Origin of the sequence: Agromyces sp. G08B096, assembly GCF_040267705.1 — a bacterium.
Lineage (GTDB): Bacteria > Actinomycetota > Actinomycetes > Actinomycetales > Microbacteriaceae > Agromyces.
Window position 1 is genome coordinate 3,381,788 of the sequence record NZ_CP158374.1, and the last position, 24,875, is coordinate 3,406,662.

The 24,875-nt window shown below is 73.1% G+C and carries 27 protein-coding genes; 13 read left to right on the forward strand and 14 right to left on the reverse strand.

What is annotated here, in order from left to right; all coding sequences use genetic code 11:
- Positions 1-38 precede the first annotated feature (38 nt).
- From idi to ABIQ69_RS16250, 7 genes are read left to right on the forward strand one after another with little or no spacing between them, the layout of a single operon-like run.
- A complete protein-coding gene (gene idi / locus ABIQ69_RS16220; protein WP_350348155.1) occupies positions 39-647 on the forward strand; it encodes an isopentenyl-diphosphate Delta-isomerase in 609 nt (202 codons plus the stop codon).
- Positions 644-1,729, forward strand: a complete 1,086-nt coding sequence (locus tag ABIQ69_RS16225) for a polyprenyl synthetase family protein (protein WP_350348156.1) — start codon at positions 644-646, stop codon at positions 1,727-1,729. Before idi ends, ABIQ69_RS16225 begins: the two co-directional genes overlap by 4 nt.
- On the forward strand, positions 1,726-2,601 hold the full coding sequence (locus ABIQ69_RS16230) for a phytoene/squalene synthase family protein (RefSeq protein ID WP_350348157.1): 876 nt from the start codon (positions 1,726-1,728) through the stop codon (positions 2,599-2,601). Before ABIQ69_RS16225 ends, ABIQ69_RS16230 begins: the two co-directional genes overlap by 4 nt.
- Entirely contained in the window at positions 2,598-4,208 is a 1,611-nt protein-coding gene (gene crtI, locus ABIQ69_RS16235; protein ID WP_350348158.1) for a phytoene desaturase family protein, read from the forward strand. Before ABIQ69_RS16230 ends, crtI begins: the two co-directional genes overlap by 4 nt.
- Complete coding sequence (locus ABIQ69_RS16240; protein WP_350348159.1) at positions 4,205-4,582, forward strand: lycopene cyclase domain-containing protein; 378 nt, start codon at positions 4,205-4,207, stop codon at positions 4,580-4,582. Before crtI ends, ABIQ69_RS16240 begins: the two co-directional genes overlap by 4 nt.
- Positions 4,579-4,920: a lycopene cyclase domain-containing protein gene (locus ABIQ69_RS16245; protein ID WP_350348160.1), complete on the forward strand. Its 342-nt coding sequence runs from the start codon at positions 4,579-4,581 to the stop codon at positions 4,918-4,920. Before ABIQ69_RS16240 ends, ABIQ69_RS16245 begins: the two co-directional genes overlap by 4 nt.
- On the forward strand, positions 4,917-5,816 hold the full coding sequence (locus ABIQ69_RS16250; RefSeq protein WP_350348161.1) for a prenyltransferase: 900 nt from the start codon (positions 4,917-4,919) through the stop codon (positions 5,814-5,816). The genes ABIQ69_RS16245 and ABIQ69_RS16250 overlap by 4 nt, the downstream gene beginning before the upstream one ends.
- Position 5,817: 1 nt before the next feature.
- Here ABIQ69_RS16250 and ABIQ69_RS16255 read toward each other — a convergent pair whose 3' ends face one another.
- The 6 genes from ABIQ69_RS16255 to hemE form a co-directional block, all read right to left on the reverse strand.
- A complete protein-coding gene (locus tag ABIQ69_RS16255; protein ID WP_350348162.1) occupies positions 5,818-6,516 on the reverse strand; it encodes a GntR family transcriptional regulator in 699 nt (232 codons plus the stop codon).
- Positions 6,517-6,523: 7 nt separating this feature from the next.
- A complete protein-coding gene (locus tag ABIQ69_RS16260; RefSeq protein ID WP_350348163.1) occupies positions 6,524-6,877 on the reverse strand; it encodes a hypothetical protein in 354 nt (117 codons plus the stop codon).
- A complete protein-coding gene (locus ABIQ69_RS16265; protein WP_350348164.1) occupies positions 6,864-7,268 on the reverse strand; it encodes a phage holin family protein in 405 nt (134 codons plus the stop codon). The genes ABIQ69_RS16260 and ABIQ69_RS16265 overlap by 14 nt, the downstream gene beginning before the upstream one ends.
- A gap of 24 nt (positions 7,269-7,292) precedes the next feature.
- On the reverse strand, positions 7,293-7,769 hold the full coding sequence (locus tag ABIQ69_RS16270; RefSeq protein WP_350348165.1) for a YtxH domain-containing protein: 477 nt from the start codon (positions 7,767-7,769) through the stop codon (positions 7,293-7,295).
- Between the two features lie 101 nt (positions 7,770-7,870).
- Positions 7,871-9,388: a protoporphyrinogen oxidase gene (gene hemG / locus ABIQ69_RS16275; RefSeq protein WP_350348166.1), complete on the reverse strand. Its 1,518-nt coding sequence runs from the start codon at positions 9,386-9,388 to the stop codon at positions 7,871-7,873.
- A complete protein-coding gene (gene hemE, locus ABIQ69_RS16280; protein WP_350348167.1) occupies positions 9,385-10,551 on the reverse strand; it encodes a uroporphyrinogen decarboxylase in 1,167 nt (388 codons plus the stop codon). The genes hemG and hemE overlap by 4 nt, the downstream gene beginning before the upstream one ends.
- A gap of 220 nt (positions 10,552-10,771) precedes the next feature.
- On the opposite strand from hemE, the gene ABIQ69_RS16285 reads away from it, so the two are divergent.
- From ABIQ69_RS16285 to ABIQ69_RS16295, 3 genes are all read left to right on the forward strand, one after another.
- Positions 10,772-11,488, forward strand: coding sequence for a hypothetical protein (locus tag ABIQ69_RS16285; RefSeq protein ID WP_350348168.1), 717 nt, complete (start codon positions 10,772-10,774; stop codon positions 11,486-11,488).
- Positions 11,489-11,577: 89 nt separating this feature from the next.
- Positions 11,578-12,951, forward strand: a complete 1,374-nt coding sequence (locus tag ABIQ69_RS16290) for a glutamyl-tRNA reductase (RefSeq protein ID WP_350348169.1) — start codon at positions 11,578-11,580, stop codon at positions 12,949-12,951.
- A 55-nt stretch (positions 12,952-13,006) separates the two neighbouring features.
- Complete coding sequence (locus ABIQ69_RS16295) at positions 13,007-13,648, forward strand: GNAT family protein (RefSeq protein WP_350348170.1); 642 nt, start codon at positions 13,007-13,009, stop codon at positions 13,646-13,648.
- A gap of 63 nt (positions 13,649-13,711) precedes the next feature.
- Here the strand turns inward: ABIQ69_RS16295 and ABIQ69_RS16300 are convergent, their stop codons facing one another.
- On the reverse strand, positions 13,712-15,097 hold the full coding sequence (locus tag ABIQ69_RS16300; RefSeq protein WP_350348171.1) for a glycine--tRNA ligase: 1,386 nt from the start codon (positions 15,095-15,097) through the stop codon (positions 13,712-13,714).
- 92 nt (positions 15,098-15,189) lie between these two features.
- On the opposite strand from ABIQ69_RS16300, the gene ABIQ69_RS16305 reads away from it, so the two are divergent.
- A complete protein-coding gene (locus tag ABIQ69_RS16305) occupies positions 15,190-15,597 on the forward strand; it encodes an NUDIX domain-containing protein (protein WP_350348172.1) in 408 nt (135 codons plus the stop codon).
- An 18-nt stretch (positions 15,598-15,615) separates the two neighbouring features.
- On the opposite strand, the gene ABIQ69_RS16310 is transcribed toward ABIQ69_RS16305, so the two are convergent.
- The 5 genes from ABIQ69_RS16310 to ABIQ69_RS16330 are packed head-to-tail and all read right to left on the reverse strand — an operon-like array spanning position 15,616 to position 20,782.
- A complete protein-coding gene (locus tag ABIQ69_RS16310) occupies positions 15,616-16,392 on the reverse strand; it encodes an ATP-binding cassette domain-containing protein (protein ID WP_350348173.1) in 777 nt (258 codons plus the stop codon).
- Positions 16,389-17,246, reverse strand: coding sequence for an ABC transporter ATP-binding protein (locus ABIQ69_RS16315; RefSeq protein ID WP_350350044.1), 858 nt, complete (start codon positions 17,244-17,246; stop codon positions 16,389-16,391). The genes ABIQ69_RS16310 and ABIQ69_RS16315 overlap by 4 nt, the downstream gene beginning before the upstream one ends.
- A 5-nt stretch (positions 17,247-17,251) precedes the next feature.
- On the reverse strand, positions 17,252-18,148 hold the full coding sequence (locus tag ABIQ69_RS16320) for an ABC transporter permease (protein WP_350348174.1): 897 nt from the start codon (positions 18,146-18,148) through the stop codon (positions 17,252-17,254).
- Positions 18,145-19,218, reverse strand: coding sequence for an ABC transporter permease (locus ABIQ69_RS16325; protein WP_350348175.1), 1,074 nt, complete (start codon positions 19,216-19,218; stop codon positions 18,145-18,147). The genes ABIQ69_RS16320 and ABIQ69_RS16325 overlap by 4 nt, the downstream gene beginning before the upstream one ends.
- Positions 19,202-20,782, reverse strand: a complete 1,581-nt coding sequence (locus ABIQ69_RS16330; protein WP_350348176.1) for an ABC transporter substrate-binding protein — start codon at positions 20,780-20,782, stop codon at positions 19,202-19,204. Before ABIQ69_RS16330 ends, ABIQ69_RS16325 begins: the two co-directional genes overlap by 17 nt.
- Positions 20,783-20,954: 172 nt before the next feature.
- Here ABIQ69_RS16330 and ABIQ69_RS16335 point away from each other — a divergent pair, with 172 nt between their 5' ends.
- A complete protein-coding gene (locus tag ABIQ69_RS16335; RefSeq protein WP_350348177.1) occupies positions 20,955-21,515 on the forward strand; it encodes an Lrp/AsnC family transcriptional regulator in 561 nt (186 codons plus the stop codon).
- A gap of 3 nt (positions 21,516-21,518) precedes the next feature.
- On the opposite strand, the gene ABIQ69_RS16340 is transcribed toward ABIQ69_RS16335, so the two are convergent.
- Positions 21,519-21,911, reverse strand: coding sequence for a hypothetical protein (locus tag ABIQ69_RS16340; protein WP_350348178.1), 393 nt, complete (start codon positions 21,909-21,911; stop codon positions 21,519-21,521).
- Positions 21,912-22,094: 183 nt separating this feature from the next.
- Between ABIQ69_RS16340 and ABIQ69_RS16345 the strand changes: the two genes are divergently transcribed.
- Positions 22,095-23,507 carry an aminopeptidase P family protein gene (locus tag ABIQ69_RS16345; protein WP_350348179.1) on the forward strand — a complete coding sequence of 471 codons (1,413 nt, stop codon included), beginning with the start codon at positions 22,095-22,097 and terminating at the stop codon, positions 23,505-23,507.
- Between the two features lie 6 nt (positions 23,508-23,513).
- Here the strand turns inward: ABIQ69_RS16345 and ABIQ69_RS16350 are convergent, their stop codons facing one another.
- On the reverse strand, positions 23,514-24,830 hold the full coding sequence (locus tag ABIQ69_RS16350; RefSeq protein ID WP_350348180.1) for an alpha-hydroxy-acid oxidizing protein: 1,317 nt from the start codon (positions 24,828-24,830) through the stop codon (positions 23,514-23,516).
- Between the last annotated feature and the right edge of the window lie 45 nt (positions 24,831-24,875).

Sequence of the window (24,875 nt, forward strand, 5' to 3'; positions counted from 1 at the left end):
CTTTACGCTGAAGACGGAATCACTCGAAGGGAGACCTGATGACCGATCCCGTCGAGGAGGTCGTCCTGCTGGACGCCGACGACCGTCCCATCGGCACCGCGCCGAAGGCGAGCGTCCACGGCGCGAACACCGCCCGCCACCTCGCGTTCTCCTGCCACGTCTTCAATCCGGCGGGCGAGCTGCTCGTCACGCGCCGAGCGCTCGCCAAGCAGGCGTGGCCGGGCGTCTGGACCAACTCCTTCTGCGGTCACCCCGGCCCCGCCGAGACGCTGCCGCACGCCATCCGCCGCCGCGGCGAGTTCGAGCTCGGCCTCGAGCTGAGCGACCTCGAGCCGGTGCTGCCGCTCTTCCACTACCGGGCGACCGACGCGTCCGGCATCGTGGAGAACGAGCTCTGCCCCGTCTACACCGCCCGCACGACGTCGACCCCCCAACCGCACCCCGGCGAGGTCGCCGAGTTCGCGTGGGTCGCGCCCGCCGCCCTCGCCGCCGCCGTCGACCACGCGCCGTGGGCGTTCAGCCCGTGGCTGGTTCTGCAGGCACGGCTCCTGCCCTTCCTCGGCGGCAGCGGACGGCTCGATCGCGACAGCGAGGCATCCGCGCCTGCGACGCTGCGCCCGCGACCCGCGACGGCGATCGCCTCATGACCCTCACGGCCCTCACCGCACCGACGCCGCTCGTCGGCATCGCCCAGGGCCTCGCCGCCGTGGAAGCGAGACTCGACCGGTTCTTCGAGGAGCAGGTCGCACGGGCGCGGACGCACGGCGACGCCTACCGACGGCTGTGGTCCGCCGCCCACGACGCCGCACGCGGCGGCAAGCTGGTCCGGCCGCGCCTGGTGCTCGCGGCGCACGACGCCCACGTCGGCGAGTCCGGCAGGGCGGCACCCGCGGCGGTCGACCTCGCCGCGGCGTTCGAGCTGCTGCACGCCGCGTTCCTGATGCACGACGACGTCATCGACCACGACCTCGTGCGGCGGGGCCGGCCGAACGTCGCCGGCAGCTTCGCCGCCGAGGCGTCGGCGGCCGGTGATCGCCGGGCGCGCGAGTACGGCGAGGCCTCGGCCATCCTCGCCGGCGACCTGCTGATCAGTGCCGCGCACCGCCTGGTCGCCGGGCTCGACGCGCCGACCGCCACGCGTCGCGCGCTCCTCGAGCTCGTCGACGAGTGCGTGTTCCTGGCGGCGGCCGGTGAGCACGCCGACGTGCGCTTCGCGCTCGGCACGGCCCCCGAGCCCGGCGAGATCCTCGCGATGATCGAGGAGAAGACCGCCTCGTACTCCTTCAGCGCCCCGCTGCAGGCCGGCGCCCTACTGGGCGGCGCGGACGCCCGCACGGTCGGCCGGCTCGGCGACCTCGGCCGCGACCTCGGCGTCGCCTTCCAGCTGCGCGACGACGTGCTCGGCGTCTTCGGCGAGGAGGCGGTCACCGGCAAGTCCGCGACGGGCGACCTCCGCGAGGGCAAGCAGACGCTGCTCATCGCGTTCGCGCGAGCGGATGCCGCGTGGCCGGACGTCGCCGACCGGTTCGGCCGGCCCGACCTCGGGACGGAGGACGCCGCGGCGATCCGGCGGGTCATCGTCGAGGCGGGTGCCCTCGACCGGGTCGAGGCGCTCATCGCCGACCGGTGCCGGTCGGCCGTCGCGCTCGCCGGCTCGTCGGGGCTGCCGACGGCACTCGCGGCGGAGCTCGCCTGGATCGCCCGCGGGTGCGCGGAGCGCGACCGATGAGCGCCACGACGGGGCTCGCCCTCTACGACGAGGTCGCGCGGCGCGGATCGGCGCGCGTCATCCGGGCGTACTCGACCTCGTTCGGACTCGCGAGCCGGCTCTGCTCGCGATCCGTCCGCGCCCATGTCGCCGATGTCTACGCCCTCGTCCGCGTCGCGGACGAACTCGTCGACGGCCCCGCGGAGGAGGCGGGGCTCGACCGCGACGCCCGCGCCGCGATGCTCGACGCCCTCGAGACCGAGACCGAGCGGGCGATGGCGACGGGGTACAGCCCGAACCTCGTGGTGCACGCGTTCGCGCGCACGGCACGGACGACCGGCTTCGGGCCGGAGCTCACGCGGCCGTTCTTCGCCTCCATGCGGCGCGACCTGGACCCCGTCGAGTTCGACGACGACGAGTTCGCCCGCTACGTCCACGGCTCGGCCGAGGTCGTCGGCCTGATGTGCCTGCGCGCCTTCACCCACGGCCTGCCCGCCGACGCCGCCCGCGACGCCCGCTGGCAGCGCGGCGCCAGGCATCTCGGCGCGGCGTTCCAGAAGGTGAACTTCCTCCGCGATCTCGCCGACGACTACGGCGAGCGCGGGCGCAGCTACTTCCCCGGCATCCGCCCGGGCGGCCTGACGGACGCGGAGCGCGACCGCCTCCTCGACGACATCGACGCCGACCTGGCCATCGCGGGCGCCGTGATCCCCGAGCTGCCCGCAGGCTGTCGCCGCGCCGTGGCCGCGGCCCACGCCCTCTTCGTCGAGCTGTCGGCGCGGCTGCGCCGCACGCCGGCCGCTGAGCTGCTGAGCGCGAGGGTCCGGGTGCCGGCCGCGCGGAAGCTCGTCGTCGTCGCGCGAGCGAGCCTCGCGCCGGGGCGGACGGCATGACGGGGGCGGCCCAGCCGGCCGGCCGGCCGGCGCCCGGCTCGAAGCGGGTCGTGGTGATCGGCGGCGGCATCGCCGGCCTCGCCACGGCGGGTCTGCTCGCGAGGGACGGACACCGGGTCACCGTGCTCGAGGCGCGGGGCGAGCTCGGCGGCCGCGCAGGCCGGTGGGAGCACGCCGGCTTCCGGTTCGACACCGGGCCCTCGTGGTACCTGATGCCCGAGGTCTTCGACCACTTCTTCCGCCTCATGGGCAGCTCCGCCGACGCCGCGCTCGATCTCGTGCCGCTCGACCCCGCATACCGCGTGTACTTCGAGGGCGAGGAGCGACCGGTCGACGTGCGGGCCGAGCGGGAGGCATCCGTCGCCCTCTTCGAGTCGATCGAGCCGGGCGCCGGTGCGGCGCTCGAACGTCACCTCGACTCGGCCGACGAGGCCTACCGTCTCGCGATGGCGCATTTCCTCTACACCGACTTCGCGTCACCGCGCTCGCTGCTGGTCGCGCCCGTGGTCCGCCGGCTCGGCCGGCTCGCGCGGCTGCTCGGCGAGCCGCTCGACCGGTTCGTGGCCAGGTCGTTCCGCGATCGGCGGCTGCGCCAGATCCTCGGCTACCCGGCCGTGTTCCTCGGCAGTTCGCCCTCGGACGCGCCGAGCATGTACCACCTCATGAGCCGGTTCGACCTCGCCGACGGCGTCGCGTACCCGATGGGCGGCTTCGGCGAGGTGATCGACGCGGTGGCCAGGCTCGCACGGTCGGCCGGCGCCGAGATCGTGACCGGCGCCGAGGTGACGGCGATCACGCTGGACGGCTCCCGCACCACCGGCGTGCGGTATCGCCGCGACGGTCGCCAGGTCGAGCTGCCGGCCGAGGTCGTCGTCTCGACGGCCGACCTGCACCACACCGAGACCTCCCTGCTGCCGCCGGCGTTCCGCAGCCGGTCGGATGGCGCGTGGGAGCGATGGAACCCCGGTCCGGGCGCGGTGCTCGTGATGCTCGGCGTCCGCGGACGCCTCCCGCAACTCGCCCACCACACGCTGCTGTTCACCGAGGACTGGCACGAGAACTTCCGGCGCATCTTCGGATCCGCTCCGAGCGTGCCCGATCCCGCCTCGCTCTACGTGTGCATGCCGAGCGCGACCGACGCCTCAGTCGCCCCTGCGGACTGCGAAAACCTGTTCGTGCTCGTGCCGGTGCCGGCCGACCCGTCGATCGGCGGCGGCGGGGTGGACGGCGACGGCGATGCGCTCGTCGAACGCACCGCCGACGCCGCCATCGCCCAGATCTCCTCGTGGGCCGGCATCCCCGACTTGTCCGATCGCGTCGTCGTGCGCCGCACCATCGGGCCGGCCGACTTCGAGGCCTGGTTCCACGCCTGGCGGGGCGGTGCGCTCGGACCCGCGCACACGCTGCGGCAGAGCGCGTTCCTGCGCGGCCGCACCGCCTCACGTCAGGTCGGCGGCCTGTACTTCGCGGGGGCCACGACGATCCCCGGTATCGGGCTGCCGATGTGCCTCATCAGCGCTGAGCTCGTCGCGAAGGCGCTCCGCGGCGACCGGTCGGCCGGTCCCCTGCCCGAGCCGGCTCCGACCGAGCGAGCGGTGCGCACGTGAGCCTCGTCTACCTCGCGCTCCTCGTGGCCTCGATCGGCTGCATGGTGCTGCTCGACCTGCGGTTCCGGCTCTTCTTCCGGGTCGCGCCGGCGCGCGCGGCCATCACGCTCGCCGCAGGGCTCGCGTTCCTTCTCGCGTGGGACCTGGTGGGCATCGGCCTCGGCATCTTCCTGCACACGCCGAACACGATCTCGACGGGCATCCTGCTCGCACCCCACCTGCCGCTCGAGGAGGTCGTGTTCCTGGCCTTCCTCTGCTACCTCTCGATGGTGCTGTGGACGGGCGCGCTGCGGATCAGGGCCGCTCGCGCTGCCCGCGCCGCCCGGGTGTCGGCGGCCGATCGACCACGGCCGACCGAGGGAGCCGCGCCGTGACCTACGCCGCCGTGTGCGCAGTTTTCCTTGCCGTCGCCCTCGTGGTCACCGCCCTCTCCTGGCGGGCCGCGCCGCACGGGCACGCGGCCGCGCTCGCCTGGGCGGCCACGGGCCTGGTCGTGCTCACGGCGGTCTTCGACACCGTGATGATCGCCGCCAGCCTCTTCGACTACGCCGGCGAGCTGATCTCCGGCGTGCGGATCGGCCTCGCCCCCATCGAGGACTTCGCCTACCCGATCGCGGCGCTCCTCGTGTGCACTTCGGTGTGGAACCTCCTCGGCCGAACCCGGCGGCCGGCGCCCACGGCCGCCCGCGACGAAGTAGAGGACGCCGCATGAGCGCGAGTCCGACCACGACCGCGCCACGCGGGAGCCTGCTGCGCGACCTGCTCGTCGCCTCGCGCCCGCTCAGCTGGATCAACACCGCCTTCCCGTTCGCCGCCGCGTATCTGCTGACCACGCGCGAGGTCGACACCGCGCTGATCGTCGGCACGCTGTTCTTCCTCGTGCCGTACAACCTCGCGATGTACGGCATCAACGACGTCTTCGACTACGCCTCCGACGCCCGCAATCCGCGCAAGGGCGGCGCGGAGGGCGCGCTGCTGCGCCCCGCGCGCCACCGGACGACGATCCTCGCCGCGGTCGGCCTGTGCGTGCCCTTCGTGGTGTGGCTCGTCCTCCTCGGCGGACCGGCGTCCTGGCTCGTGCTCGCCGTGAGCCTCTTCGCCGTCGCGGCCTACTCGGTGCCGGGGCTGCGGTTCAAGGAGGTGCCCTTCCTCGACTCCCTCACCTCGAGCGTGCACTTCGTCTCGCCGGCCGTGTACGGCCTCGCGCTGGCGGGGGCATCCGTCACGCCGCAGCTGGTCGCCCTGCTCGCCGCCTTCCTCGCCTGGGGCATCGCGAGCCACGCCTTCGGGGCCGTGCAGGACGTGGTGCCCGACCGTGAGGGCGGCATCGCATCGGTGGCGACGGTGCTCGGCGCGCGAGCGACGGTGCGGTTCGCGATCGGGATGTGGCTGCTCGCTGGAGCGCTGATGCTCCTGACCGCGTGGCCCGGACCGCTCGCGGCGCTCCTGGCGCTGCCCTACATCGCGGCGGCGTGGCCGTACCGACGCGTGACCGACGCGGACTCCGGCTCGGCGAACGCCGGCTGGCGGCGCTTCCTCTGGATCAACTACGCCTGCGGCTTCGCCGTCACGATGCTGCTCATCTGGAGCGCGGTGCTCACGGCGTGAGTCAGTCGCCGACGAGCAGCCTCGTCGAGTGCGCGAGGTGCTCGTGGATCGCCGCAGGCCCGCGGCGCTGCACGTCGGCGACCAGGGCGCGGTGCTCGCGGGCGAGGCCGGCGAGGCTGTAGTGCGGCCGCACGTGAAGCAGGAAGAGCAGGAGTTCGCTGCCGAGACCGGCGTGCGCTTCGATGATGCGGGGACTGCCGGATGCCTCCACGAGCGCCCGGTGCACGTCCGCGTGGAGCCGTTCGGCCTCGAGCCACTCCGCGCGGCTCGGAACTCCGTCGGTCGCCGCGGAACCGGCGGCGGCGGCGGGCGCCCCATGAGCGGAAGCCTCGGCCAGCGCGTCGAGCCGCTCGAGGGCCTCCTCGGCGGGAGCGAGCACCTCCGCGGGCCACGCCGACCCGAACCGTTCGCAGGCGATCCGGACCGCCTCGGCCTCGAGCGCCGACCGGAGCTGCTGCAGGGCGACGATCTGATCGCGGTCGAAACTCGTCACCCGGACCCCGCGGTACGGCTCGGCGATCGCGAGCCGCTCGGCGACGAGACGCTGGAAGGCCGCACGCACCGTGTGCCGCGAGACGCCGAACCGCGCCGCGGCCTGCTCCTCGCGGAGCGGCTCGCCCGCGCCGAGGTCGCCGCTCAGGATCTCGGCGCGCAGCGCGGCCGCGACCCGGCCGACGGCCGTAGCATCCGTCGCCGTCACCTGCCGGTCAGGGCTTCGTGACGTTGCGGACCACGAGCCACACGACGCCGCCGATCGCGACGACGACGCCCACGGCCGCGGCCGCCGCGGCGACCGGCTGCTCCTCGGCGAACCGCCGGAGCCGCACCTTGGTGCGAGCGGTCGCCCGCGACACCTGCTTCGGCACGTTCAGCTTGTCTTCGAGGGCGTTCAAGGTGTCGACGAAGTCGGCACGCGCGAGCTCGACGTTGGCGCGGGCCTGAACGCGGGTGACGTTCCGCTCCTGAGCGGCGAGGTCGCGCTTCGAGAGCCGGGGCTGCGAGCCCGCGGTGCTCGGACCGCCCGGCGTCGCGCCGGGGCGCGTGGGATCAGTAGCGGTCATAGTCGCCCGTTCCCTTCACGGCGTCGATGTCTTTGCGGAGGCTGTCGATGGATTCCAGCGGCTCGCTGCCGCGCTTGAAGTTCACGATGCCGATCCACACCAGCACGGCGATGATCAGGGCGAGCGCGCCCGAGACCACCAGGGCGGCCGCCCAGGCCGGCATCACGAGGGCGAGTGCGAAGATCGCCGCGGCGAGCAGGGTGAAGATCAGGAACGGCAGCACCACCAGGGCCACCACGAACAGGCCCGAGCCGATGCCGAAGTGCTTGGCCTTGTAGCTGAGCTCGGCTTTGACCTGGTCGATCTCGGCGCGCACCAGGGTCGAGACCCGGTCGGGCAGTTCGCCGATGAGGGTGAAGAGCGAGCGTTCGTCGTTGGTCGGATCGGCCATCTCGGGTCGTCTCCTCACGTGCGATCAGGAATCGGATGCCGCGGGCTTGCGCATGCTCGACGCGGTGCGCGAGCTCGGCGAGGTGCGAGGCGCGGTTCGCCCGGCGGGCTTCGCGGCCTCGCCGGCGACATCCGCCGCCTGCTCGATGACGTCGTCGATCGCCTCGGCGGCCGAATCGACGGCCGACTTCGCCGCCTTCGCCGAGGACGAGACGCCGCGGCGCGCCGATGCGGCGGCCCGCGAGACGTCCTGCTTGGTCGCGCCGGAACTCCGCGTGGCGGAGCCGATGAACTCCTTCGCCTTGTCGAGCACGACCTCGCCGAGGTCGCCGACCTTCGACTTCGCGAAGTCGGTGACCGTGCCGACGCCCTGCTGGACGCTCGGCTGGTTCCAGACCTTCTCGGCGGCCTGCTTGATCTGCTCGTAGCGCTCGCGACCGGCTCGGGTGCCGAGCACGTAGCCGACGCCCAGCCCGACGACGAAGAGGATCTTGCCCTTCATGTCCACCCCAATCCCGCCGCCCGCGGCCAGGCGGCGTTCTTCCAGCGTAGACCCCGACCGAGGCCTCGCAAGGGGGTTGCGCGAGGAATATGCCGTTCCGGCTATGCGTCGCCGGCGTCGCCGGCGACGGCGAGGTGCCTGATCCGCGCGGCGGCGGCACGCGCGTGCGGCACCACCGAGGCGAGGCCCGTGCCGGCCAGCCACGACCCCGTGACCTCCAGCCCGGGCACCGCGGCGATCGCCTGTTCGACGAACCGCACGCGGTCGCGCTGGCCGAGCGCGGCGTGCGAGAGGGCGTCGCGCCAGGCGGTGCGGCCCGCGGCGACCAGCATCGAGCGGTCGAGCGGGATGCCGGTGAGTGCGGCGGCGTCCGCGAGCGCGAGGTCGGCGACCTCCGCATCGGTCCGGCCGTCGAGCGGGTTCGGACCGCCTGCGCGGCCGTACGACAGGCGGACCACCTGATGCGGTGCGGCGAGCTCGGCGACCCACGACCACTTCGCGCTCGAGTGCGTGAGCGCCTTGGCGGCGACGCCCGGCGTGCCGGCGGCCACGAGCACGCCGGTGCCGCGCGGCGCGGCCGCGAGCGCGGGAGCGTCGAGCACGAGGGTGACGAGCTCGACCGAGGCCGCATCGGGCCAGGACGAGACATCCGCCCAGCCGTCGACGGCGGTGGCCAGCAGCGGCCGCGACGCCGCAGCGGGCGCCGCGACGATGGCGAACCGGGCGTCGACGACGAGCTCGCCCCCCTCGGTCTCCGCGGTCGCGCGCCAGCCCGGCGACGCGCCGTCGACCGATTCCGTCGCCGCCGCCCCACCAGACCGGACGAGCCCGGTGACCGGGGCCGACGTCACGACGGTCGCACCGAATCGCGCCAGCTCGGCGACGAGGGCGTCGACGAGGGTGTGCATGCCGCCGCGCAGGCCGAGCACGGCGCCGCCCGCGCGGCGCGACTCGACGAGCTCGCCCACGCCGCCCGACAGCGAGCCCGCCCGGGTCATCGCCTCGTTGAGGCCGGGGGCGACGACGTCGACGTCGAGGTCCATGGGGTCGGCCGAGTAGACGCCGGAGGAGATCGGTGTGACGAGCCGGTCGAGCACCGCCGACCCCATGCGCGAGCGCACGAGCTCGCCGAGGCTGACCGCACGGCCGATGCGGAGGATCGGCCGCAGCCGGTCGAGGTAGGCGCGGGCGGCGCCCTTCCAGCCGATGATCGCCCGCACGTCGTCGCCGAGCGGGTTGGCCGGGATGCCGAGGACGCCGGTCTTCGGCAGCGGCGCGGCCCGCAGCGCGGAGGCCTCCTGCTCGCCCCACACGAGCCAGGCGCCGGCCGGGTTCGGGCGCTCCACCTGGGCGGCGAGGCCGAGCTGCTCGATGAGCTCGGCGACGGCGCCGCCCCTCGTCGCGAACGACTCGGCACCCGAGTCGAGCCGGAGTCCCGCGAGCTCGATCCGCCCGACGCAGCCGCCGACCTGCCCGGACCGCTCGAGCACGACGACCGAGAGTCCGATGCGGGCGCACTCGAGCGCCGCCACGAGTCCCGCGACGCCGCCGCCGACGACGACGACGTCGGCCGCGCGCTCGGTACGGGCGGTATCGGCGGTCGGTGCCGGCTCGCTCATGCGCCCGCCTCGTGCACCAGCTCGACGACGCGCGTGAGCACCGTCGGGTCGGTCTCGGGCGGCACGCCGTGACCGAGGTTGAAGACGTGGGCCGGGGCGGCCTGTCCGCGGCGGAGCACATCGCGCACGGCGGCCTCGAGCACCGCCCAGGGTGCGGCGAGCAGCGCGGGGTCGAGGTTGCCCTGCAGCGGCACGCCCGCGCCGACCCGGGCCGCGGCGACGTCGAGCGGGATGCGGTAGTCGACGCCCACTGCATCGGCACCGACGCCGCGCATCGCGCCGAGGAGCTCGCCCGTGCCGACGCCGAAGTGGACGACGGGCACCGTCTGCGTCGCGGCATCCGAACCGGCGGCATCGGGCTCGCCGGCGGCGACGCCCGTGCCGTACGCGAGATCGTGGACGAAGCTCAGCGCCCGTGCCGAGGCGGGCGCGACGTGCCGCTCGTAGTCGTCGAGCGAGAGGGCGCCGGCCCACGAGTCGAACAGCTGCGCCGCTGAGGCGCCCGCGAGCACCTGGGTGCGGAGGAACCGGCCGGTGAGCTCCGCCGTCCAATGCATGAGCGCCGCCCACGCCCCCGGGTCGGCGTGCATCAGCGTTCGCGCGGCGAGGTGATCCTTCGACGGCCCGCCCTCGGCGAGGTAGGCGGCGAGGGTGAACGGTGCGCCGGCGAACCCGATGAGCGGAGTCGACCCCGTCTCGCGGCCGGCCGGCGCCGTCTCGTTGAGCTCCGCGACGGTGCGCTGCACGGCCTCGGTGATCGGCGCGGCCGCGGCGTCGAGCCCGGCGGGATCGATGGCGGTGAGCTCGGCGATCGCCGCGGCGTCGTCGTACCGGCGTCCGAACACCGGGCCGCGACCGGGCTGGATCTCGACGTCGACGCCCACGAGCTTCAACGGCACGACGATGTCGCTGAAGAAGATGCCCGCGTCGACCCCGTGGCGGCGCACGGGCTGGAGCGTGATCTCGGCGGCCATGGCCGGGTCGAGGCATGCGTCGAGCATGCGGGTGCCGACGCGCAGGTCGCGGTACTCGGGCAACGAGCGGCCCGCCTGCCGCATGAACCACACGGGCGTCGTGTCGGCCCGTTCCCCGCGGTACGCCCGGACGAGACGGGAGTCGGTGGTCAGGCCGGCGCTGAGCGGATGCTGCGGGGGAAGGATCACCCGCACATTGTCGCAGCCCGCGGCTGGGGCAGGGCTGGGCGCGGGCCGGTGCCCCGCAGGCTCGCGGCGGAATGCACGAAGCGGCACCCGGACCAGCGCTCGCGGCGGAATGCGAGGACCCCTTACAAACGGCGCGTGGTCGCGCTACCATCGGCAAGGTCGTGCCCCCACACGACGACGCGCCACCGTCGGCGCGCCTCCGACCCCCACGGAGACCGACGTGCCCCTCACCTCATCGCGGCAGCGCGCCGCGCTCATCCTCGTCGTGGCCTGCGCCGCGGCCCTCGTCGTCGGCGTCCTCGCGGCCATGCCGCCGAAGGTCGACCGCCTGGTCGCGCTGCTCCCGCCGGTTCCCGGCACGGCGGCCGGCCTCGCGTTCCTCGCGCTCTGCGCGCTGGCCGTCGCCATCGCAGCCCTCCGCCGCCTCGCAACCGTCGCGGCCTGCCGGAACCGCCGCGCGGCGCTCGAGCAGGCCTCGCCCCACGGCGCCGTGGCCTGCGGCATCCGTCACGGTGCGCTCACGGCCGCGCTCGCCGAACTCGGCGTCACGGCCCGCGTGCCCTCCCGGTTCTCGGTGCTCGCCGACCGCGCCGGCCTGTCGTTCTGGACCGGTGGCCGCCGGCCGCGGCGGGTCCTCGGCGTGCGCTGGAGCGAAGTGCGCTCCATCCGCAGCGACCGGCTCGTGGCGGGCGCGTCGACGGTGCCCGTCGTGGTCCTGCGCATCCGTCGCGACGGCGCCAGCGTCGAGGTGCCGGTGCTCCTCGGCGCCGAGCGCCCAGGCGCCTTCGCGCTCGGCGACGCCGACTTCTACGCCACCGTGCGGACGTGGAAGGCCGAGCACCGCGCCGCCCTCGCGGCGGAGGGGCTCGAGCTGCCCCCGCTCACCGCCCCGATCCCCGTGATCACGAGCGCCCAGCTCGTCGGCGCCGGGCGCTGACGAGCACGCGACGCGGCGGTCCGCGGGCGTCCGCGCCCTCGGTGTCCTCCCTGATCGGAGCACCCTTCGACCGCGGGTAGAATCGGCTGGTGCTCATCTGCCTCACCGCGAGTCACAAGAACGCCGGGTTCGACATGCTCGAGCGGCTTTCGGCGACCGCGGATGACGCGGGGCGACGGCTGATCGCCGGCCACGAGTCGGTGCAGGGCGCCGTCGTGGTCGCCACCTGCAACCGGTTCGAGGCGTACCTCGACCTCGACGCCCCCGAGGGCGACTCCCCCGTCGACGCCGTGCACGGCGCGATCCGCTCCGTCGGCGACGTCTCGGGCCTCGAGCCCGACGAGCTCCGCGCGAGCTTCGGCTTCGCACACGGCAACGCCGTGGCCGCGCACCTGTTCGCCGTCGCCTCCGGCCTCGAGTCGGTCGTCGTGGGCGAAGGCGAGATCGCCGGCCAGGTGCGGCGGTCGCTGGAACGGGCGCGCGCCGAGGGCACCACGACGCCAGAACTCGAACGGCTCTTCCAGCGCGCGGCGCAGACGTCGCGGCAGGTGAAGAACCGCACCGGCCTCGGCGCCGAGGGCCGCTCGCTCGTCCGCCTCGCGCTCGACCTCGCCGAGAGCCGCATCACCGACTGGTCGGCGACGAAGATCCTCCTCGTCGGCACCGGCCGCTACGCGGGCGCGTCGCTGGCCGCGCTCCGCGAGCGCGGCGCCGTCGACCTCGCCGTGTACTCCCCCTCCGGCCGCGGCGCCAGGTTCGCGGCATCCCACGACCTGCCGGCCGTCGCTCGCGACGACTTCGCGCGTGCCGCCGCGGCGGCCGACGTCATCGTCACCTGCACGCTCGCCGAGCACCACGTGATCGACCGCGCCCTCCTCGAGGCCGGCGCCGAGCGGCTCGCCGGCGAGACCGCGCCGGTGCGCACGCTCGACGGCGGCATCGTGCCCGAGCCCGAGCGTCGTCGGCTCGTGATCGACCTCGGCCTGCCGCGCAACGTCGACCCCGATGTCGCGGGCCTCGCCGGCGTCGAGCTGCTCGACCTCGAGACCATCAAGTTCCACGCGCCCATGGAGGAGTTCGGCTCGACCGACGCCGCACGCGACATCGTGCGCGCCGCGGCCCGCGACTTCGGCCAGGTCGGCGAGGAGCTCGACCTCGCCCCCACCGTCGTGGCGCTGCGTCGCCACGTCTTCGACGTGCTCGACGCCGAGATCGCCCGGTCCCGGGCCCGCGGCGACGACGACGGACGCATCGAGGCCGCGCTGCGCCACATGGCCGGCGTGCTCCTGCACACGCCGATGGTCCGCTCGCGCGAGCACGCACGTGCCGGCCGCCAGCGCGAGTTCATCGACGCCGTCGAGGCGCTGTTCGGCGTCCAGGCCGACCCTGCGTCGAGCATCGCCGCTCCCCGTGCGGAGACGCCGCGCGAGGCGGCCGCCGGGGGCGACGCGCCCTCGTTCTGAACGGGCCGGCGGGCGCGCCCCCATCCGTCGGCGGGCGCTCGTACACTGACTCCCGATGACCCCCTCAGCCGACCCGCCCGCCCTGCGCCTTCCGTTCGACGCGTCCGGATTGGCCGCCGACCCGCTCACGACCGAGCGCCTGCGGCTGCGCCCCCTCGAGACCTCCGATGCGCCCGATGTCTGGGAGTACCAGCGACTGCCCGAGGTGCTCCGCTACATCCCGTGGCCCGAGCGGTCTGAGGAGGAGGCGTACGAGCACACCCGCACGAGGGCTGGCATGCGGCGACTCGTGGCGGCGGGCGACGGGGTCATCCTCGCGATGGAGCTCGTGGGCGAGCCATCCGTGGCGGCCGACCAGGCGGCCGGGCGGAACCGCGTCGTCGGCGACGTGATGCTGCGGGTCTCCAACGCCGAGCATGCTCAGCTCGAGATCGGCTGGGTGCTGCACCCGGCGTTCCAGGGCCGCGGTCTCGCCGCCGAGGCGGCGGGCGCGGCGCTCGCGTTCGCATTCGAGCGGTTGCGTCCGCACCGGGTGCAGGCGATCCTCGACGCGCGCAACACGGCCTCGGCTCGGCTCTGCGAACGGCTCGGGATGCGTCGTGAGGCGACCATCCTCGAAGAGGAGTTCCACGACGGCGCCTGGGAGGACACCGCGATCTACGGCATCCTCGCCCGGGAGTGGGCCGAGCGGGGCTGACCCCGCCGATGGAGCCGACCCCGGCCGTGCCGACTCGCGCCGCGCCGACCCGGTCGCCCGCGCCTACGCCCCGACGAGCCGCGCGGCCAGGTGCCCCTCGAGCTCGGCGAGCGGCACGCGCTCCTGCTGCATGGTGTCGCGGTCGCGCACCGTCACCGCATCGTCCTCGAGCGAGTCGAAGTCGACGGTGATGCAGAACGGCGTGCCGATCTCGTCTTGGCGGCGGTAGCGGCGGCCGATCGCCCCGGCGTCGTCGAAGTCGACGTTCCAGTTCCGGCGGAGCTTCGCCGCGAGCTCACGCGCGAGCGGCGACAGCTTCTCGTTGCGGCTGAGCGGCAGCACGGCCGCCTTCACGGGCGCGAGGCGCGGATCGAGCTTCAGCACCGTGCGGCTGTCGGTGCCGCCCTTCGCGTTCGGCACCTCCTCGACGTGGTACGCGTCGACGAGGAAGGCCATGAGGGCCCGGGTGAGACCGAACGCCGGCTCGATGACGTAGGGCACCCAGCGCTCGTTCTTCGCCTGGTCGAAGTACGACAGGTCTTTGCCGGAGTGCTCGGAATGGGTGCTGAGGTCGAAGTCGGTGCGGTTCGCGACGCCCATGAGCTCGCCCCAACCGCTGCCGGCGAAGCCGAAGCGGTACTCGATGTCGATGGTCCGCTTGGAGTAGTGGGAGAGCTTCTCCTTGGGGTGCTCGTAGAGGCGGATGTGCTCGGGGTCGATGCCGAGGTCGACGAACCAGTCCCAGCAGTGCTGCACCCAGTAGTCGAACCACTCCTCGTCGGTGCCGGGCTCGACGAAGTACTCCATCTCCATCTGCTCGAACTCGCGGGTGCGGAAGATGAAGTTGCCCGGCGTGATCTCGTTGCGGAAGCTCTTGCCGATCTGGCCGATGCCGAACGGCGGCTTCATGCGCGCCGCCTGCAGCACGTTGGCGAAGTTCACGAAGATGCCCTGGGCCGTCTCGGGGCGGAGGTAGTGCAGGCCCGACTCGTCGTCGACGACGCCGAGGTAGGTCTTCAGCAGGCCGGAGAAGGCGCGCGGCTCGGTCCACTGCCCGCGCGTGCCGCAGTTGGGGCAGACGATCTCGGCCAGGCCGCCCTCGGGCGCCCGGCCCTTCTTCTCCTCGAACTCCTCGACGAGGTGGTCTTCGCGGTACCGCTTGTGGCAGTGCAGGCACTCGACGAGCGGGTCGGAGAACACCTCGACGTGGCCCGAGGCCTCCCACACCTGCTTCGGCAGGATGACGCTGGAGTCGAGGCCGACGATGTCGTCGCGGCTCTGCACCATGTAGCGCCACCACTGGCGCTTGATGTTCTCCTTCAGCTCCACGCCGAGGGGCCCGTAGTCCCAGGCCGACTTCGAGCCGCCGTAGATCTCACCCGCCTGGAAGACGAACCCGCGGTGCTGGGCGAGCGTGATGACGGAATCGAGACGGCTGGGTGCGGCCACGGTGGCTCCAATGGTCGAGCTGGTCGGGCGAGGCCCGGAGGTGGGTGCGGTGCCTCCATCCTACGGGCGGGACGCCGCGTACCCTGAGACGGATGCCTCAGCTGCCCGACCTCCTCGTCTCCGCCATCGCCCTCATCCGCGACCGTCGCGTCCTCATGGTGACGGCGCGTGAGCGCGAGGTGTACTACATGCCGGGCGGCAAGATCGATCCGGGCGAGACGGCGGCGGAGGCGGCCGCGCGCGAGGCGTTCGAGGAGGTCGCGTTGCGCCTGGATCCGGCGTCGCTCGACGAGCTCTTCGAGGTGCGCACGCAGGCGCACGGCGAACCCGACGGCCGCCAGGTGCGGATGCGCGTCTTCCGCGCCGAGACGGATGCCTCGCCCGAGGCGTCGGCTGAGGTCGGCGCCGTGCACTGGGTCACGACCGCCGACGCCGACCGCTGCCCGCCCGCCGGCCGTGCGGTGCTCACCCGGCTCGCGGCATCCGGCCTCATCGACTGACGGGGCCGGCCCGCGCGATCAGCCGGGCAGCACGCCCATGCCGTCGACGGCCGGGATGGCGGCGAGCAGGCGCTGCGTGTACGGCTCCTTCGGGTCGGTCCACACCTCGTCCACCGGTCCGCGCTCGACGATGCGGCCCGCGCTCATCACCGCGACGTCGTCCGCGATGACGCGCACGACCGAGAGGTCGTGGCTGATGAACAACAGCCCGGCGCCGGTCTCGAGGGCGAGGTTGCGCATGAGGATCGCGATCCGCGCCTGCAGCGAGGCATCCAGCGAGGCGATCGGCTCGTCGCCGATGAGCAGTTCGGGGCCGGCGGCGATGGCCCGGGCGATCGCGACACGCTGCCGCTGGCCGCCGGAGAACTGGTGCGGATAGCGCGTCCGGCTCGCGGGGTCGAGCTCGACGTGCTCGAGCAGATCCGGCACGCTCCACGCGTCGCGCGTCGGATTCGCCCGGAGGCCGTCCTCGATCTGGCTGCCGATGGTGCGTCGCGGGTTCAGCGAGGCGTACGGGTTCTGGAAGACCATCTGGATGCGCAGGAGCGCCGGGTCGCGACGCTTCAGCCCGAGCGGGCCGATCCGTCGACCCTGGAACGTGATCTCGCCGCCCGAGAGCGACTCGAGGCCGCAGACGGCGCGGGCGAGCGTCGACTTGCCGCAGCCCGACTCGCCGACCAGGCCGAGCACCTGCCTGGGCGCGAGGTCGAAGCTCACGCCGTCGACCGCGCGGAGCGTCCCCCGGCCGGGGAGCTTGTAGGTCACGTGGACGTCGTCGAGCTGCAGCAGCGTCATGGGGTGACCTCGCTTCGGGGCGCCTCCGGCCGCGCCGCCGATTCCGGCAGGGCGTCGATCAGCGCCGTCGTATACGGATGCCTCGGGGCCGTGATGACCTGATGCCGGTCGCCGTGCTCGACGACCTCGCCGTCGCGCATGACCGCGATCGTGTCGGCGAGCGCCGACATGACCCCGAGGTCGTGGGTGACGAGGATGACGGCGATGCCGAGCTCGTCGCACAGCCGGCGGAGGAGCCGGAGGATGCCGGCCTGGACCGTCACGTCGAGCGCGGTCGTCGGCTCGTCGGCGATGAGCACCGCCGGTTCGCACATCAACGCCGAGGCGATGGCGATGCGCTGCAGCTGCCCGCCGGAGAACTGGTGCGGGTACTTCCGGAGCGCCGTCTCGGGCTGCGGCACGGCCACCAGCTCGAGGACCTCGAGCGCCCGAGCCCTGGCGGCCCGCCGGCCCGCCCCGGTGTGGTGGCGGTAGTGGTCGATGAGCTGGCCCTCGATGGTGAGCATCGGGTGCAGGCTCGCGGTCGGGTCTTGGAAGATCATGGCGATCTTCGCACCGCGCAGCCGGTTCATGCCGCGCTGCGGCATGCCCACGAGTTCGGTGCCCTCGAAGCGGATGCTGCCGCCGACGTCGGCGCCCGCGGGCAGCAGACCGCAGATCGCGAGGCCGGTCATCGTCTTGCCCGATCCCGACTCGCCTGCGAGGCCCGTGATGCGGCCGGCGGGCACGGTGAGATCGACACCGCGCAGGATCTGCTTCCGGTTCTCGCCGCGGCCGAAACTCAGGGTGAGGCCGGTGACGACCACGCCGCCGGTCGCCGCCTCGGCGACCACGCGGTCGTCGCCGGATGTCATGAGGCTCACAGCGCCCTCCCCTGTACGGCTTCCTGGGATCTCGGGTCGAGCGCGTCGCGCAGCGCATCGCCGAGGAAGTTGAACGCGAGCACGACGCTGAGGATCGCGAGGCCCGGGAAGACCGCGATCCACCACGACGAGAAGTTCTGCACCCCTTCGGCCACCATCGCTCCCCAGTCCGGCGTCGGCGGCACGGCACCGAGGCCGAGGAAGCTGAGCCCGGAGAGCAGCAGGATCGCCGTGCCGACATCGAGCGTGGCGAGCACGACGACCGGTGAGACCACGTTCGGGAGGATGTCCTTCCGGAGCGAGGTGAACGGGCCGTTGCCGAGGAGCCGGCCGGCGATGACGTACTCTGACGTCCGCGCGCCGAGCACGAGCGACCGCGTGACGCGGGAGTACGCGGGCCACGAGACGATGAGCATCGCGATCACGGCGTTCGCGAGGCTCGGCCCGAGCGCGGCGGCGATCACCATCGCCAGGATGATCGTGGGGAACGCGAAGACCAGGTCGGCGATGCGCATGATCGTCTCGTCGATCGCCTTGCCGAAGTAGCCGGCGATCGCGCCGAGCACCGAGCCGATCAGCATCGCGAACAGCACGAGCAGCAGCGCGAGCGGAAGCGACACCTGGGCGCCGGTGATGACGCGCGAGAGCACGTCCCGGCCCACCTGGTCGGTGCCGAACCAGTGTTCGGCGCTCGGCGGCTGCAGGCGCGGGAAGTCCTGCGCGAGCGGGTCGTACGGGCGGATCCAGACCGCCGTCACGGCGATCACGATCCAGAGGGCGACGATGACCGCGCCGGTGATCGCGAGCGGCGTGCGCAGCTGCTTCGCCACGCGGAAGCGCCCCTTCCAGCGCGTCTGGGCGACGAGGACGTCGCTCACGGTGCCGCCGCTCATGCCACCCTCACCCTCGGGTCGATGACGCCGTAGAGGACGTCGATGACGAAGTTCAGCCCGATGTACACGCAGCCCACGATGAGCCCGACGCCCATGATCGCCGGCAGGTCGAGCTTCGTGGCGGCGGAGTAGGCGTATTCGCCGAGGCCGTGCCAGGAGTAGACCTTCTCGACGAGCACGGTGCCCGACAGCAGCGAGCCGAAGGCGACGCCCAGCACCGTGAGGATCGGCACGAGCGCGCCCCGCAGCACGTACCGGGAGACGACGACCCGACCCGGCAGTCCCTTGGCACGCGCGGCGCGGACGTAGTCGAGGTCGAGCACCTCGAGGATGGCCGACCGCGCGAACCTCGTGAGCAGGCCGATCGTGTAGAGCGCCAGCACCGCCGCCGGCAGCGCGAGATGGGCGACGGCGTCGCCGAACGTGGCCCATTGACCGGCGAGCGCGGCATCCACCGTGTACATGCCGGTGACCTTGGGCGGCGGGATGGCGGCGGGTGACAGCCGGCCCGACCCGGGGAACCAGTGCAGCTGCGAGAAGAAGACGAAGTAGACCACGAGCGCCAGCCAGAACGACGGTACCGAGATGCCGATGAGGCTGACGACCCGGATCGCCTGGTCGGTCACGGTCCGGCGGCGGAGCGCGGCCCAGAGCCCGAGGCCGACGCCGATCACGATGGAGATGAGGATGGCAGCGATGGCGAGCTCGGCCGTCGCCGGGAACGCCTTGCCGAGATCGTCCGCGACGGGCTGGCGCGTCTGCTGCGAGGTGCCGAGCTCGCCCTGGAGCAGGTTTCCGAGGTAGGTGACGTACTGCACGGGCAGCGGCTGGTCGAGGCCGGCGTCTGCCCGGAACTGCGCCACGATCTCGGGGTCGGCGGCGGCCTGCTCGCCGAGCGCGGCCTGCACCGGATCGGCCGGCACGAGGTTGGTCAGGGTGAACGTGACGAGCGTCACGCCGAAGAGCAGCAGGACGGTCAGGCCGAGGCGCACGCCGAGATAGCGCGCGAGCGGGTGCAGACCCGCTCGCGCGCCACGCTCGGCCGGGGCCGTCTTACTCGATTCCGGCAAGGTCGACGGTCCACGTGGGGTTCAGCGGCACGGTCGTGATCGACGGCGCGGTGACCACGTTCTGCGCCGGCTGCAGCAGCGGGATGAACGGCCCGCTGGCGTTCTGCGCCTTCTGCAGCTCCTCGTACGCGGTCGCTCGGGCCGCGGGGTCGGTCGCGGCCACGGCGGCCGCCGCGAGGTCGGTGACGGTCGGGTCGGCGCCGGCAGCCCAGCCCGCACGGAGGCCGACGAGCTCACCCGGGGTGAACGCGAGGTAGTTCGAGGGGTCGGGGAAGTCGGGGCCCCAGTACCAGAGCCCGATGGTCTCCTTGCCGTCGCGGTAGGCGTCGAGCTCGGTCGCGACCGGAGCGGGAGCCAGCGTGATCGTGATGCCGACCTCCTTCAGCTGCGCCTGGATCGACTCGGCGACGCTCTGGAGCGACAGGCCCTGCACCGTGATGTCGTTCGGGAAGTTGAGGGTGACCTCTTCGCCCGCGTACCCCGACTCGGCGAGCGCGGCGGCCGCGGCGTCGGGGTCGTACTGGTTGCCGTCTGCGGCATCGAGCGCGCCGTTGAAGATCGAGGGGATGAATCCGCCGGGGCGCACCGAGCCCTCGCCCGCGAGCTCGACGATCTTGTCGTAGTCGATGCCGAGCTTGACGGCCTCGAGGAACGCGGGGTCGCTCGTGACCGTGCTGACCGACGGGTCCTGGTTGAGCAGCAGGAAGATCATGTACCGCGACGGGTTGGCGATGATCGACACCTTGGAGGTGTCGAGCTCGGCGACCTGGTCGGGGTTCAGGTCGAGCGCGACCTGCGAATCGCCGGCCTCGACGTTGAGCTTCTGCGTGGGGCCCTGCACGTTGCGCAGCACGATGCGCTCGTATGCCGGCTTGTCGCCCGAGTACTCGGGGTTCGCCGTGAACACGACCTGGGAGGCGGCGTCGAAGGACTCCAGCACGTACGGGCCCGAACCGGCCGACTCCGTGTTGAGGAACGACTCGGCGGCGTCGTCCGGGGTGGTGCTGCCGCCGTTCTCCTCGACGACGTCCTGGTTGACGACGCCGAGGGCGGGGTTCGGCAGGATGAACGGCAGCGCGGGGTTCGGCGTCGCCGAGGTGAGCGTCAGCGTCGTGTCGGACGTCTTCTCGATCGTCACGCCGTCGAGGAGGAACGACGGGTTGCCCTTCAGGCCCTGCACCCGCTGCAGTGAGAACACGGCGTCGTCGACGGTCACCTCCGAGCCGTCGGAGAACGTGCGGCCCTCCTTCATCGTGAGGGTGAGGACGGTGTTGTCGGCGTTCATCTCGTAGCTCGCGAGCCCGTCGACCGGCGTGGTGACGTCGTCGCCGTCGAAGGTGAGCAGCGTCTCGTAGAGCGCCTTGGCGACGATCGAGCCCGTGGTCTCGTACTCGCGGTTGGGGTCGGCGGTCTTCAGGTCGAACGAGGCGTCGACCACGAGCGAGGAGCCGGAACCGGATTCGGTCGGCGCGGCGGACGAGCAGGCGCTGACCCCGAGCGCCGCGGCGACGGTCAGACCGGCGGCAGCGACCAGGCGGCCGCGACGGCGGAACGAAGGTGACAAGAGGAGCTCCTTCTGCTTGGAGGGATGGGTGCGAAAGTACTGTTCGACCGATAGATCGTCAATCAACGATGCGGTAACGAAGAACAAATGTCTCGCGATTCGCCGAAGAGTGGCATATTCTCCCTTTTGATCGCCCCTCCCGCCGTTGTGACTGGACAGATGGAGTCCCGAGATGCAACTCGATGACACGCACGTTCGCATGCTGGAGCTCCTGCGCGAGGACGGGCGAACCTCCGTCGCCGCGCTCGCGGAGCGACTCGGCATCTCGCGATCGAACGCCTACGCACGGTACGAGGCGCTGCTCCGCGACGGCGTCATCCGCGGTGTCCACGCCGACATCGACCCCACGGCCGTCGGGCTCGGCGTCGCCGCCATGGTGTTCATCACGCTGCGCCAGAGCCAGTGGGCGGACTTCCGCGCGCGGCTGGGCTCGGTGCCGGAGCTCGAGTACTTCGCGGTCACCACCGGCGAGCACGACGCCATGCTCCTCGTCCGCGCCCACGACGTCGCGGCCATCCACGAGCTGGTGGCGACCCGGCTGGCGCAGTGGCCGTCGATCAAGGCGACGACCACCGTCTTCCTCATGGACGAGGAACGCTCCGACGTGTCGCTGCGGATGACCCGGTCTGCGGCCTCATCGGTCGAGGACTCGGGCGAGCGGTTCGGAATGACGCGATTCGTGCGCACGAGCGACGAGCGCGCGCAGCGCGTGCCCGATCGGCGTCGCCGCTGACGGTCAGGCCGGCGCGGCGCCGACGACCTCACGGCACACGCTCGTGTGCAGCGATCCGTCGGGCGCGCGGAACTCCTCCGTGAGCACCAGCGCGCCGTCCTCGGCGCGTGAGATCTCCGAGGTCGCGGTGCCGGTCGTCGTGCCGGCGTCCCCGTGCCCGAGATGCACGAACGAGATGTCGATCGTGGCGTCGCGGCGCACGCCGCAGAACCGTCCGACGACGACGGTGTCGCCGACGTACTCGCCCCAGAGCACGCCCTCGGACTCGTGGTACACGAACCGGGTCGGGGCGTCGGGATCGACCCGGCTGGCCGTCGAGGAGACCATGTCGAACACCCGCCGATCGAGGTCGAATTCGGGGCCGTCGTGGGGCTGGGATGAGTCCGATCCGGTCATGAGCACATTGTGGGAAGGCCCGGAAAGCGATGTCAATCGCGCGGCGTTCCGTCCGGATCGGGCGGCGTGATCAGCACCGATTCAGGACGAACCGCGTCGCATGGGGCATCCCTGCTGGATGTTCTGCTGAAGAGCCGGGAGCCGGCTTGACGTTCTCCGACGTCGCCTGCGTAACTGGGTGCCATGCGTCCAGCGCCGTTCACCTTCCGCGATCCCCGCACCCAGCCGCTTCCGGACACCGACGAGTTCCGTCGCGCCCTCGCCTCCGACTGGGGGCCGGTGGATCGCACGGCAACGGTGGCGCCAGGGGCCGCCGCGGCGGCCGCGCGCCATCGCGCCGACCTCGGGGCGGAGCTCCCGGGCCGGACCCTGGTGATCGCCTCGGGACGCGCCAAGGTCCGCGCGAACGACACCGAGTTCGACTTCCGGCCCGACAGCGACTTCGTCTGGCTGACCTCGTGCCTCGCCGAGGCCGCCGTGCTCATCATGCGGCCCGCGGCGGGCGCGCATGACGCGGTCCTCTACCTGCCCGAGCCGATCGGACCCGGCACACCAGGGTTCTCGGCCGACCCGCTTCGCGGCGAGCTGTGGATCGGCCCAGCCGCGGGCCTCGCCGAATGGTCGGCCGCGCTCGACCTGCCCGTTCGGTCGATCGACGAGCTCCCCGGCGCACTCGACGCGCTGCCCGCGGACGCCTGGCTCGCCGGCGCCGACGAACCCGCGATCGGCGACCGCTTCGTCCGCCCGGCCGAGCTCGCGATCGCCCTGTCGGCCGCGAAGCTCGTCAAGGACGACTGGGAGATCGCCCAGCTCCGCGACGCGGTGGACGCCACCGTCGGCGGGTTCCGCGCGGTTGTCGCCGAGCTGCCCGCCGCGATGGACTTCGGCGGCGAGCGCTGGCTGCAGGCGACCTTCGAACGGCATGCGCGCACCTTCGGCAACGGGGTCGGCTACTCCACCATCGTGGGCAGCGGCGCGCACGCGCCCACCCTGCACTGGACCCGCTGCGACGGCCCGGTCCGCGCGGGCGAGGTCGTGCTCATCGACGCTGGCGTCGAGGCGCGCACGCTCTACACCGCGGATGTCACGCGCACCCTGCCCGCGGACGGCACCTACACGCCGGCGCAGCGCGAGGTCCACGCCCTCGTCGAGCGCGCCCACCGCGAGGCGCTCGCCCAGGTACGGCCGGGCAAGACCTTCCGCGACATGCGCAGCACCGCCTACGAGTGGATCGCGACCGGCCTGCACGAGCTCGGCATCCTGCGCGTCTCGGTCGACGAGGCGATGTCGCCGACCGGCCAGCAGCACCGCCGGTACCTCCCGAGCGGCACGGGCCATCACCTCGGACTCGACGTGCACGACTGCGCCCGGATCGGCGACGAGCGCTACCTCGACGACCCGCTCCGCCCGGGTGCGGTGCTGACCGTCGAGCCCGGGCTCTACTTCCAGGCGAACGACCTGACCGTGCCGCCCGAGCTGCGCGGCATCGGCGTCCGCATCGAAGACGACGTGCTGGTCACGCCGTCGGGCAACGAGGTGCTGTCGGCGGCGCTGCCGTCCGACGCCGCGGGCATCGAGGCGTGGATGCGGGGCTGACCCCGCTCAGGCCGCGCGCAGCACCTCCGGTCCGAGCTCCGCGACGGACGTGCATCCGGCGAGCGCGAGCGTCACGTCGAGCTCGGCGATGACGTTGCGCAGCACCTCGCTGACCCCGGTCGCCCCGGCCACGGCGAGCCCGTACGCGTAGGGGCGACCGAGCCCGACCGCGGTGGCGCCGAGGGCGAGGGCGATGACCGCGTCGGCACCGCTGCGGACGCCCGAGTCGAGGATCACCGGCACCCGGCCGGCGACGCGCTCCACGATCTCGGGCAGCACGGCGAGCGTCGGCACGGAGCGGTCGACCTGGCGTCCGCCGTGGTTGGAGACGACAATGCCGTCCATGCCCGCCTCGACGGCCCGGTCGGCGTCATCCGGGTGCACGACGCCCTTGAGCACGACGGGCAGGTCGGTGAGATCGCGCACGCGGGCGACGCGCTCCCACGTCAGGGTCGGGTCGGCGAACACGTCGAGGAAGGTCTCGACGGCGGCGCGCGGCAGCGCCGACCGCATGGCGGCGGTGAGCCCGCCGTCGACGAGCCCGGCACGCCGGCCGGCGCGCGCGATGTCGAGGGCGGCCCGGACCGCCTGCAGGGTGACCTTCACGGGAGGGGCATCCGGATCGCCGACGGCACCCGACGCGACGCGCGCGCGGACGAGCTCCGCGAAGACGGGGTCGGAGCTGTACTGCGCGATGCCCTGCCCGCGCGTGAACGGCAGGAAGCCGAGGTCGAGGTCACGGGTCCGCCAGCCGAGCAGGTGCGTGTCGAGGGTGATGACGACGGCCTCGCAGCCGCACGCCTCGGCCCGCCGGAGGAACGACGCGTTCAGCTCGTCGGAGGAGCTCCAGTAGAGCTGGAACCACCTGGCGGCGTCGCCCATGGCGTCGGCGACCTCCTCCATCGGCCGGGAAGCCTGGTTGGACAGCACGTACGGCACGCCGAGTGCCGCGGCCGCCCGGCCGACGGCGACGTCGGCGTCGGCATGGGCGAGCTCCATCACGCCGAGGGCGGACAACAGCAACGGCGTCGCACGGCGGCGGCCCAGGAGCTCGATCGACAGATCGCGCTCGGCGACATCGCGGAGGACGCGCGGGACCACCTGCCAGCGCGCGAAGGCGTCGAGGTTCGCGGCCATGGTGTGCTCGCCGCCGGCGCCGCCCGCCAGGTAGGCGAACGCCTCGGCGCCGAGCGCCCGGCGCGCGGCCTGCTCGAGTGCGGCCGGCGACGTGGGCACGGCAGGGCGTCGGCCGGAGATGCCCGCCCGGTAGATCGCCGACTGCACGGCGCGGGCGAACCCGCGCGAGGTATCGAGTCGCGCCATGTGGACCTCCTCGTCCGGCGGAGCCGCCTGCGGGGCGCCGCACCG